This is a genomic window from Streptosporangium subroseum (assembly GCF_900188345.1).
In the GTDB taxonomy this organism is placed as follows: Bacteria; Actinomycetota; Actinomycetes; order Streptosporangiales; family Streptosporangiaceae; genus Streptosporangium; species Streptosporangium subroseum.
Map to the genome: position 1 here is coordinate 68,601 of NZ_FZOD01000048.1, position 11,334 is coordinate 79,934.

At 69.0% G+C, this 11,334-nt stretch carries 7 protein-coding genes and 2 pseudogenes; 8 read left to right on the forward strand and 1 reads right to left on the reverse strand.

Annotated features, from left to right (window positions below; translation table 11 throughout):
- Positions 1-331: 331 nt before the first annotated feature.
- From CHC08_RS33970 to CHC08_RS33980, 3 genes are all read left to right on the forward strand, one after another.
- A complete protein-coding gene (locus CHC08_RS33970) occupies positions 332-1,741 on the forward strand; it encodes a glycosyl hydrolase (protein ID WP_089211475.1) in 1,410 nt (469 codons plus the stop codon).
- A 333-nt stretch (positions 1,742-2,074) separates the two neighbouring features.
- Positions 2,075-2,698: a DUF305 domain-containing protein gene (locus tag CHC08_RS33975; RefSeq protein ID WP_089211476.1), complete on the forward strand. Its 624-nt coding sequence runs from the start codon at positions 2,075-2,077 to the stop codon at positions 2,696-2,698.
- Between the two features lie 89 nt (positions 2,699-2,787).
- Entirely contained in the window at positions 2,788-4,077 is a 1,290-nt protein-coding gene (locus CHC08_RS33980) for a ferredoxin reductase family protein (RefSeq protein ID WP_245878724.1), read from the forward strand.
- 125 nt (positions 4,078-4,202) lie between these two features.
- Here CHC08_RS33980 and CHC08_RS33985 read toward each other — a convergent pair whose 3' ends face one another.
- Complete coding sequence (locus tag CHC08_RS33985) at positions 4,203-5,249, reverse strand: magnesium transporter CorA family protein (RefSeq protein WP_089211478.1); 1,047 nt, start codon at positions 5,247-5,249, stop codon at positions 4,203-4,205.
- Between the two features lie 294 nt (positions 5,250-5,543).
- On the opposite strand from CHC08_RS33985, the pseudogene CHC08_RS33990 reads away from it, so the two are divergent.
- The 5 genes and pseudogenes from CHC08_RS33990 to CHC08_RS34010 form a co-directional block, all read left to right on the forward strand.
- Positions 5,544-5,891 (forward strand): annotated as a pseudogene (locus CHC08_RS33990) (transposase); the annotation flags it as partial.
- An 85-nt stretch (positions 5,892-5,976) separates the two neighbouring features.
- Complete coding sequence (locus CHC08_RS33995) at positions 5,977-6,342, forward strand: maleylpyruvate isomerase N-terminal domain-containing protein (RefSeq protein ID WP_218825620.1); 366 nt, start codon at positions 5,977-5,979, stop codon at positions 6,340-6,342.
- 89 nt (positions 6,343-6,431) lie between these two features.
- Positions 6,432-9,501 (forward strand): annotated as a pseudogene (locus tag CHC08_RS34000) (Tn3 family transposase).
- Between the two features lie 206 nt (positions 9,502-9,707).
- Positions 9,708-10,259 carry an RNA polymerase sigma factor gene (locus CHC08_RS34005; protein ID WP_089211479.1) on the forward strand — a complete coding sequence of 184 codons (552 nt, stop codon included), beginning with the start codon at positions 9,708-9,710 and terminating at the stop codon, positions 10,257-10,259.
- The coding region (locus CHC08_RS34010; protein WP_089211480.1) for a CU044_5270 family protein at positions 10,252-11,334 on the forward strand (1,083 nt) is incomplete at its 3' end. The genes CHC08_RS34005 and CHC08_RS34010, both read left to right, overlap by 8 nt.

Consider the following 11,334-nt stretch of genomic DNA (forward strand, 5'->3'; position numbering starts at 1 on the left):
ACGCCGGACGCGACGATAGGAGAGGCACGCGACGATGGCAACAAGGAGGCAGACGGCCGGCCCGCCACGGGAGCCGTATGCCCTGGTCCTGGCGGTGCTGCCGATCACGGCAGCGATTCTTCGCGCCGGCCCTCCCCACCCCGTCCGAATGATGCCGCCGCGTCGTCGCCTTCTGCGCGGTCCTCGGCACCACCATCCGCTCCCGACGGCAACGCATGTCCGCTGACAGACAGGCCGCACCCCGGCCGGTCAGACGGGCCGTGCTCCGGCCCGTCCGGGACGCCGTCGACGTTCAACCCCCAACTCCCTCGTACGAAGGACCTCATCCATCATGAGTGAGACTGTTCCGCGTACCACCGCGCCGGGTCGCAGAGGCGGACGGCAGGTCCGTCGCATCGCGCTCGCGGGCGCCTTCGCAGCCGTCCTGGGCGCCTCCGTTCTCAACGGAGCCTCCCCGGCCGGCGCGGCCGAAGTTCCCCTCTCGCAGGGCCGTCCGGCCACCGCCTCCTCGTCGGAGAGAGGCGACCTGTCGGCCTCGGCCGCGGTCGACGGCAAGAGCAACACCCGCTGGTCCAGCGCCTTCAGGGACCCGCAGTCGCTCCAGGTCGACCTGGGCAGGTCCACCGCGATCAAGAAGATCGTGCTGAACTGGGAGAACGCGTACGCCACCGCGTTCCAGATCCAGACCTCCACCGGCGGCGGCCAGTGGAAGACGATCCACACCACGACCGCCGGCAAGGGCGGCGTGCAGACCCTCAACGTGTCGGCCACCGGCCGCTACGTGCGCCTCTACGCGACCAAGCGCTCCAGCCGGTACGGCGTCTCGCTGTGGGAGTTCCAGGTCTTCGGCACCGGATCGACCACCCCCGTGCCCAGCACGACCCCGACCAAGCCGGCGCCGAGCTCCAGCCCGAGCAGCACGCCCACCAAGCCCGCGCCCAGCACGACCCCGACCAAGCCCGCGCCCAGCACGACCCCGACCAAGCCCGAGGTCCCGGCGGAGTCCTCCGGCAAGAAGGGGGTGGGCGTGTGGCAGATGTCCGGCGTCAGCGCGGCGCTCGCCAGCTCCGGCGCGAACTGGTACTACACCTGGTCGACGAACCACAACGGCATCACCGCCCCGGCGTCGACTGAGTTCGTCCCGATGATCTGGGGTGCGGCCAGCGTCACCGACGCGAACCTCGCCCAGGCGAAGAGCGCCGGACCGTACCTGCTCGGCTTCAACGAGCCGGACATGGCCGAGCAGTCCAACATGACCGTGGACAAGGCGCTGTCGCTGTGGCCGAAGCTGACGGCGACCGGCCAGAAGCTCGGCGCTCCCGCCGTCGCCTACGGCGGGGACAGAGCCGGCGGCTGGCTGGACCGGTTCATGTCCGGTGCGGCCCAGCGCGGCTACCGCGTCGACTTCATCCCCCTGCACTGGTACGGCGGGGACTTCAACACCACGAACGCGGTCGGCCAGCTCAAGTCCTACCTGCAGGCCGTGTACGACCGCTACCACAAGCCGATCTGGCTCACCGAGTACGCCCTGATCGACTTCTCGAAGGGCGTCCGGTTCCCGACCGACGCGCAGCAGGCCGCCTTCGTCACCGCCTCCACCAAGATGCTGGCCTCCCTGCCGTTCGTGCAGCGTTACGCGTGGTTCGGCCTGCCCTCCTCCGACACCGAGCCGAACAGCGGGCTTTTCCACAGCAACGGGGTCGCGACCCCGGCGGGCCGCGCCTTCCAGGCCGCCAGCTGACCGTCGCGCGTCCGGTGAAGGCTTCCGTCACCGGCGCGCGGCGTCGTGCCGGCACGGAGACGATCTCGTGCCGGCACGGAGAACCCGGCGCACTCTGCTCGGTTTGTCCAGATTTCCGGTAAGACCACCCTGAAAAAGCCGGCGGCCCCTCCCAGGGCGGCACCTCTGGGAGGGACCGCCGGCACCCCCCAAGAACGCCGGTGGCCCCCCTTTGGGGCGGCACCCCCCGCACCGGCGGCCGCTCCTGAGCGGCAGCGTTTCACCCGAGGCGAGGCCCGCGGCCGCGGGCCTCGCCTCCCGCCCTCCCGAAACGACCCGGGTGAGAGGAACGACATGAAGGCGGCCACCATCGGCGTACCGGTGCTCGTGATACTCACCGTCGTCCTGGTCGCGCGGTGCGTCGCCGTCGGGCCGGCGGAGCATACGGCCGGGAGCCACCTGCCCCCGCCGGGAGGCCAGGCCACGATCTCCGCACCGGCCGGCACGACCGGCACCGCACCGACCGGCGCCGCGCCGGGCTCGTACAACGCCACCGATATCGCGTGGCTGCAGCTGATGATCCCGATGACCGATCAGGCGCAACGCCTGCTGGAGCTGGCTCCCGCGAAGACCTCGAACCCGCGGCTCACGCGGTTCGCCGCGGACAACGTCGCCGACCGCCGTACGACCCTCCAGCAACTGCGCGACCTGCTGCGGCGGTCCGGCGTGCCGGAGAGCAACGAACACGAAGGGCACGACATACCGGGCATGGTGATCCCCGCCGACTTCGCCCTCCTGAACCGGGCCGAAGGCGCCGCGTTCGACCGGCTCTTCACGAAGGACGCGCGTGAATACCTCACGCAGTCCGCCCTGGTGGCACGCGGCGAACAGAAATCGGGCGCAGACCAGGACACCAAGGCCTTCGCCGCGACCCTGGAGAAGGCCCACACCGCCCAGCTCACCCAGCTGGAACCTTGAGTAGCGCCGCGCCCGTTTCGGGAACGCGACCCCGCGCGCGGCGCGGAGCCCCCGGACGTCACCCCGCACGGCGGGCGAACCCGGCCCTGGTGCTGATCCTGATCTACGCCGGAGCCGCCGCGGCGACCGCGACGTGCTGGGCCGACGTGACCTCCGTCGCCGGGTTCGCCGGATGGGCGGGCTGGGTGGGCAGGCTCACCGGCCTGCTCGCGGGGTACGCCTGCGCCATCCTGCTGGGACTGGTGGCCCGCGTCCCCGCCCTGGATCACGGGGTCGGGACCGACCGGCTGGCCCGCTGGCACGCGACGGCCGGCCGTTACACCATCGTCCTGTCGGTGACGCACATGCTGTTCGCCACGGCGGCCTACGTCGCGCGCTCCGGCACCGGCGTGCTGGAGGGGACCGCGGGCCTGCTCCTGAACGGACCGGCGATGCTGGAGGCGGCCGTCGGCCTCCTGCTGCTGATCGGTGTCGCGATCATCTCGGTGCGCGAGGCACGACGCCGGATGCGCTACGAGACCTGGCACTACCTGCACTTCATCACCTACGGCGCGGTCTTCCTCGCGTTCGCCCACCAGCTCACCGGGCCGGACTTCGCGGGCAGCGCGGTCATGAGTTTGCTCTGGCAGGCGCTGTACGTGTCGGTCGTCGCCCTGCTGATCTGGTACCGCTTCCTCACCCCTCTCCGCCGTGCCCTGCGCCACCGGCTACGGGTCGCCGAGATCCGCAGGGAGTCGCCCGCCGTGGTGTCGGTCTACCTGACCGGTGACCACCTCGACGAGCTGGGCGCCGAGCCCGGCCAGTTCTTCCGCTGGCGCTTCCTGGCCCCCGGCATGTGGTGGACGGCCAATCCCTACTCGCTGTCGGCCCCCGCCAACGGGCGCTTCCTGCGGATCACCGTCAAGGGGGTCGGAGATCACAGCCGCGCGCTGGCCCGGCTGCGGCCCGGCACCCGCGTGTGGGCCGAGGGTCCCTACGGGGCCCTCACCGCCGCGCGCCGCCGCAGGCCGCAGGTGCTGCTGGTCGGCGGCGGCGTGGGAATCAGCCCGCTGCGCGCCCTCTTCGAGACGCTGCCCGGCCAGGTGACCCTGGTCTACATGGCACGCCGTGACGAGGAGCTGATCCTGCGCGGCGAGCTGGACGCCATCGCCCTCATGCGCGGCGCCACGGTGCACTACACCGTCGACGAGCTGTCCGGATCATCCGGCGGGCGGAGCGTGCCCCTGACCGGACGCGCCCTGCGGACCCTGATCCCCGGATTGGCCGTCCACGACGTCTACCTGTGCGGGCCCACCGGCATGACGACCGCGGCGCGTCAGGCCCTGCGCCGCGCGGGCGTCCCCAACCGCCGCATCTACCTGGAATCCTTCGACTTCTGACTCCTCGCGCGGCCGCACCCGGCGGGATCGGGTACGGCCCGGCGGCGCACCAGCTCGCCGACCGGCGTGGCGGCCGGGACTGACCGGCGTGGCGGTCAGGACGTACACGGCCCGGAAGCCGGCACTCACAGCCACCCCCGCCGCCGGAACATGACGTAGAGCGCGACGGCCACCAGCACCATCAGTGCCAGCGCGGCCGGGTAACCGGCGACCCAGTGCAGTTCCGGCATGTGATCGAAGTTCATGCCGTACACGGTGCCGATGAGAGTGGGGGCAAAGAAGATCGCCGCCCACGCGGAGATCTTCTTGACCTGCTCGTTCTGGGCGTAGCTGGCCTCCGTCAGGCGCTTGACCTCCTCGTTCTGCGCCTGGCCGACCAGCGTGGCCTTGACGGTGAGGACGCTCTGGTAAAACTCGATCACCCCCTGGAGATACTCCCGTTCGCCGTCGGCCACGATGCGGACCCGGTCGAACTGGTCCGCGATGTCGACGACCAGCCGCTGACCGCCGGGGGAGATGCGGGTGAGGGAGGTCATCCTCCCGTAGATCGCGCCGCTCAGCGCACCCATGGTCCGTACGGCGAGCAGCCCGTGGCGGACCCGGAACAGCTCGTCGAGAAACTCCTCGGGATTGTCGACCTGCCCACCCGTGACCCGTTGCTCCAGCCGCCACACGTCACCGGTCATCGTCTCGATGTAGGCCTCATGGTGGCGGGTCAGGGCGGAGACGATCGCGTACGACAGCTCGAACGGGGTGGCGGGACGGAGGCGGCCCGCCTTGATCCGTTTGAGGATCGCGCTGGTCTCACGCAGGGCGACCTCCGGCTCGACCGCCGGGTTGATCGGTCCGTGGACGGTCACCAGATAGTTCCGGCCGACGAACTGGTCGAGCTCGATGTAGTGCACGTGGCCGCGCTCGCCCCGTTCGGGGGCGTGCAGGATGACAAAAACATGGTCCGGATAGGCATGCACCTTGGGTACGCGGTTGCGCTCGAAGCAGGCCCGGACCGCCATCGGATGGAAGCAGAACACCTCCGCCAGAACGCTCACGGCCTCCTCGTCGCAGCTGGGAATGTCCACCCAGACCAGGTTGTCCGCATCGCCGAGCAGCTCCGGCAGCTCCTCGATGGGACGATCCTCGATTCCTCCGTCGGTGACCAGGCGAACATCCATTCGGGCTCACCCCTTTCAGCAACCCCACGACCAGTCTGTCAATGAGGTCACCGGGCACTCACAGCGGCCGGTGCTTCCCCGCTCGGCGGGGGCTGTCCCGCGAGAAAGACGTGGAGGGAAGATCACGGCGCGACGTTGACCGGGGCCGGACACCAGCCAGGAAGACTAGAAGCCGTCAGACGAAGCCCGCCACCGCGGGCTTCGTCGTGTTGCCACGGCTCAACTCACCCCAACCAGAAGGCGGCCGGTGACCACGTCTGGGCGCCGCTGGTGGAGCCGTCGTGCAGTCCGATCCAGTACGGCGCCAAATGGCCCAGGGCGGTCGCTAAGATCACCGATGACCTCGACGAGCTGCTGGCGTTCTACGACTACCCAGCCGAGCATCGGATCCACCTGCGCACCACCAACCCGGTCGAGTCCACCTTCGCCACCGTCAGGCTCCGGCAGCGGGTCACCAAGGGATCCGGCTCACGAGCCGCCGGTGTCGCGATGGCGTTCAAGCTGATCGAGTCCGCCCAGGCCCGTCGGCGAACGGTCAACGCGCCGCATCTGGGCGCCCTCGTGCGCGCCGGTGCGAAGTTCGAGCGAGGCCAACTCGTCGAGCGACCCGGCGGATCAGGAGGTGATCAGCACGTCGCCTGACACGCCGATTCACAGATCACCGATGAGTTCGACCGGCACGCCTGGTCATACACAGCACAACGAACCTACGGAGAAGGACAATCCAATGACCGAGCTGAACGCGGAACTTGCCCGGCGGGCGATCGTCGAACACACCCGACGTCTGGCGGAATCAGCCGCGGCGGCCGGACCTGACGCCGCCGTGCCGACGGCCTCGAAATGGACCATCTCTGACCTGGTCGAGCACGTGGGCCAGACCCAGCACTGGGTCGCAGAGATCATCGAGCGGCGCATCACCGACCCCACGCAGCTGCCCACGCAGATGGCCGTACTCCCCACCGACCCGCGCGAGTGGCAGGCGTGGCTGTCGGAGTCCGCGCAGCGGGTCGCGAGCGCGTGCTCCAACGACGCGCTCGACGCGCCGGTGTTCAACCCGGGGTCTGAGGAACATCGGAACCGGATCGTGCGCTAAGTGTTTGTCCTGGTGATTCCCGGTTTGACCGCCAGTGATCGTTACCAGAACCTTCGGGGGTCTTGTCGCAGACCTGGTGGAGGTTCTCAGTGCCGGTCGAGTTCTTGTCGGATGAGCAGGCAGCGGGGTTTGCCTCATTTCAGGGGGCGCCCACACGCACGGAGTTGGAGAAGTACTTCTTCCTGGATGACGCTGACCGAACGGCGATCGAGGGTAAGCGCAGGGATCACAACCGACTCGGCTTCGCCGTCCAACTGGGTGTCGCCCGATTCTTACGCCGATTTCTGCCCGATCCCCGCCAGGTCCCTGTCGAGGTGGTGGGCTATCTCGCCCAGCAGTTGGGAATCACCGACGCATCCTGCATCAAGCTGTATGGGCAGCGTGATGGAACCGCGCGCAGCCATGCGGGGGAGATCGAGGAGGCAGGCGGGTGGGTCGACTTCGCCGAGGTCGAAGCGGAACTGGCGCAGTGGATCGCGGCACGGGCGTTCACCACGGGTGAGGGTCCCAAGGCGTTGTTCGACGCGGCAGCGGCCGAGTTGCGCGCCCGCCCGGTCCTGATGCCGGGGGTGCATCGGCTGGCGCGTTTGGTGGCCCGGGAACGGGAGAAGGCCACGACGCGGTTGTGGAACACCCTGCACGGGCTGCTCAACGACGAGCAGCGCCGGGTGCTGGCCGAACTCCTGGACGTGCCCGCCGGTGCAAGGATCTCCAGGCTTGAGCGATTGCGGCGTCCGGTGGTGAAGGCGTCGGGTCCGCAGATGGACAAGGCGTTGGAGCGGGTGGCCGAGATCGCCGCGCTGGGGGTGGGGCAGATGGACGTGTCGGTGATTCCACCTCGGCGGATGGCCGAGCTGTGGCGCTACGGCATGGACGGCAAGGCAACGCTGATCGACCGGCACAGCGAGGAGCGCAAGCTCGCCACCCTGCTGGCCACCGTGGTGCACCTGACCACTCGTTCAGTCGATGACGCCCTGGACCTGCTGGATCTGCTGATCGCCACCAAGCTGCTGGCGCGTGCCGAGCGGGAGTCGTCCAAGGAGAAGCTGCGCACCCTGCCGCGGGTTGAGCGTGCTTCGGCCACGCTGGCCGAGGCGGTACGGGTACTGATCGAGGCGACCGACGACCAGGTCGACATCGCTACTGGCGAGGTCCTGGGACCAGGGCTGGCGTCGGTGGATGAGGTGTGGGCCAGGATCGAGGCAGTCGTGCCCCGGCGCGAGCTGACCTCGGCACTGGCCGCGATCACCGAACTCACCCCGCCAGCCGATTCGGATGCCGATGAGGCGTGGCGGGCGATGCTGGTGAGTCGCTTCGCCACCGTGCGGCCTTTCCTACCCAGGCTGTGTGAGATGGTCCAGTTCGGTGCCACCGCGGAAGGCAAACCGGTGCTCGCCGCATTGCGAACGCTGCCGGGACTGATGGGCCGCAAGCGCGTTACCCCAGACGAGATCGACATCTCCTTGCCGGCGGGCTCGTGGCGGCGCCTGGTGTTGCGCGCGCCTCATCTGGAAGCCGGGCTGGTGGACTGGAAGGCCTACGCGTTTTGCGTGCTGGAGCAGTTTCATCGCCTGTTGCGCCGCCGGGAGATCTTCGCGATCAACTCCTCCAAGTGGGGCGACTCGGGCGCCAAGCTGCTGCAGGGCGCGGCCTGGGAGGCGTTGCGCCCCACCGTCCTGGCCAGCCTGCGTCTGCCCGAGCACGCGGGCGCGCACCTGGCCCAGCGTGCCGAGGCTTTGGACGCGGCCTACCGGGAGGTCGCCGGACGGCTACCGGCCAACACCAGCGCCAGCATGGGCACCGACGGTCGGCTGCACCTGGCGGCACTGGAAGCCGTTCCCGAACCGGCGAGCCTGGTGGCGCTGCGCGCGGCGGTGGAGACGATGATGCCGCGGGTGGACCTGCCCGAGGTGGTGCTGGAGGTGTTCTCCTGGACCGGCGCCGATGCGGCGTTCACCTCGATCACCGGAGAGGCGGCCCGGCTGGCAGACCTACGGATCTCGATCGCCGCGCTCTTGGTGGCGCACGGCTGCAACGTCGGGATGACCCCGGTCATCGGCGGCGCGAAGGCGCTGACCCGCGACCGGCTTTCCCACGTCGATCAAACCTATCTGCGGTTGGCCACCTATAAGGCCGCAAACGCCACCCTGATCGACGCCCAGGCCGCCATCGCCCTGGCCCAATCTTGGGGCGGCGGGTTGGTGGCCTCGGTCGATGGGATGCGCTTCGTCGTTCCCTCGGCCACGATCTACGCCCGGCCCAACCCCAAGTACTTCGGCCGGGGCCGCGGCGCGACCTGGCTGAACATGCTCAATGACCAGGCATCCGGTCTGGGCGGCATGGTCGTGGCGGGCACCCCCCCGCGACTCGTTGTATGTGCTGGACGTGCTGTATGACCGCGACGGCGGCAAACGCCCCGAGATGATCGTCACCGACACCGCCGGCTACAGCGACATCGTCTATGGGCTGCTCACCTTGGCCGGGTTCTCCTACGCCCCGCAGCTGGCCGATCTACCCGACCAGAAGCTGTGGCGCATCGACCCCCGCGCCGACTACGGGCCGCTGCAGCAGATCGCACGTGGACGCATCGCCTTGGACAAGATCGAACGCAACTGGGACGACATCTGCCGCATTGTCGCCTCCATCCACACCGGCGCGGTGCGCGCCCACGACGTTATCCGGATGCTGTCGCGCGATGGCCGGTCCACCCCCCTGGGCGAGGCGATCGCCCACTACGGGCGCATCCCCAAAACCCTGCACATCCTGCGGATGGCCGACGAGCCGACCTACCGGCGCGAGATCAAGGCCCAGTCCAACCTGCAAGAAGGCCGCCACGCCCTGGCCCGGCGGATCTTCCACGGCAAACGCGGCCACCTCTACCAGCGCTACTCCGAAGGCATGGAAGACCAGCTCGGCGCCCTGGGCCTGGTCCTCAATGCTGTGGTGCTGTTCAACACCCGCTACATGGACGCCGCCCTGACCAAGCTGCGCTCCCAGGGGTTCCCTGTGCACGAGGAGGATGTAGCCCGCCTTTCGCCCTTCATCCACGGCCACGTGAACATGCTGGGCCGCTACTCCTTCGCCCTTCCCGACCTGCCCGGAGGGTTTCGCCTGTTGGGCAAGCCCGACGACACCCGCCCTGAGGGCAGCGACAACTGAGCATCAGCGATGGGCTGATTGCAGAATCCGTTTCAAGCCTCCCACGCTCCTAAGGACTGTTCTCCTGATCAGGCGGTGACCTGAACGGATCCGGATAGCCTCAGGCAGACATAGGCGAGAGGCTCAGCGACGGTCCGTGAAAGCATCACGGCACTTCGGGCAAGAAAGGGCGACCATCGTTCACTTGACCCAGCGGAGACGCCTGCATGGCCGTTTCACCTGACCTGGCCGACCCACCCGATCTCCGGGTGGACTTCGAGCAGATCTTCAATGCGCACTTCACCGAGATCCACCGCTACATCGTCAGGCGGTTATCCGACGACGTCGCTGACGACCTGGCCGCAGAGGTGTTCCTGGCGGCCTTTCGGGGTGGCTATGACGCCTCGCGCGGCGGGGTGCGTCCGTGGCTGTACGGCATCGCCACCCATCTCATCGCACGGCATCGCCGTACCGAGATCCGTAGATGGAAGGCGCTCAGCCGGACGGCTGAGCGCGCCGAGCACAGTCCCGAGGACGCAGCCCTGGCCCGCGTGGCTGCGGGTCAGCTGACCGGCAAGCTGGCGGGGGCGCTGGCCGGGCTCAACCGTGGGGACCGCGACGTCGTGCTGCTGAGCGTGCTGGGCGACCTCAGCCACGCCGAGGTCGCCGCTGCCCTTCAGATCCCAGCGGGGACGGTCGCCTCCCGGCTCAACCGGGCCCGCAAGCAGCTCCGCAAGGCACTCGGCGACGTCAACCCTTTGGAGGAGACCCATGGATGAGCTGAGACTCCTGGCGAGAGAACTGCCTGACGCTCCGCCACCCTCGGCGGAGGTGGTCGAGAAGGCCCGCCTCCGACTTGCCGCCGCCCAGCACAAGCCGGTACGACCAGGCAGAGCGAATCGGCGTGACCTCGCCTGGGGATGGACCCTGGGAGCGGCCGCAGCCACGGTCGCCGTCGTCATGGCCGTCGTCATGGCCGTCGTCACGCTGGCGTCGAACATGACCACTGTTCCCGCACCGATGCTCGCGCCCCCAGGCGGCAACGATGCCCTGCTCCGCCTGGCGGACCAGATCGCGAAACTGCCGGACGAGCGCGGCGACTATTGGCGGAGGCCGCTGCTCAACAATGGGCTGATCAGGGTCCGGGCGGGCGGCGAAACGTTCAACGTCCTGTCCTCGTCACGAATCGACCTCTGGCAACCGCGCGACCCCGGCGACCCCGTTCAAGTGGAGCAGCGGCAGCAGTTCGTCCGTCCCGCCACCGAGGCCGACGAGCGTGCGTGGCGAGCGGCGGGTTCTCCGGTCACGGTCCAGCGCGTGTGCACGCCGGGCGGCATGGCGGAGGACTGCGCGGCGAAAGTCCAGTTGCGGTCCAAGCCCTCACAGTGTGTTTACACGCGCGCGGCCGAGCCGGGCGGCGTGCTCGGTGACAGACGGCTGGGTGAACTCACGCTGGCCGACCTCGCGGCGCTGCCCGGCGACGCCGAGCAACTCCGGGAGAAACTGCGAACCTACTGGAAGACCCGAAAGGACAGCCAGCCCAAGGACAGCTTCGAAGAATTCCTCTCCACCTCCTCCCACCTTCTGGAGCTCCCGGTCAAGCCCTCGGTCAGGGCAGCCACCCTGCGTCTCCTCGCCGGACTGCCGACGACCAAGGTGCGCGGCTCGATCACCGACCCTCTGGGACGGACGGGAATCGAGGTCACCTTCACAAAGAGCGAGGGCTTCACCGACGAGTTCGGTACCGATGACGTGGTGGCGCAGCGGTACACCACCATCCTCGACCCGCGGACCGGCACCGTCTTGGCGGTAGACGTCGCGATCGCGGTCGAGAGCACGGAGGGGCTCGCCAAG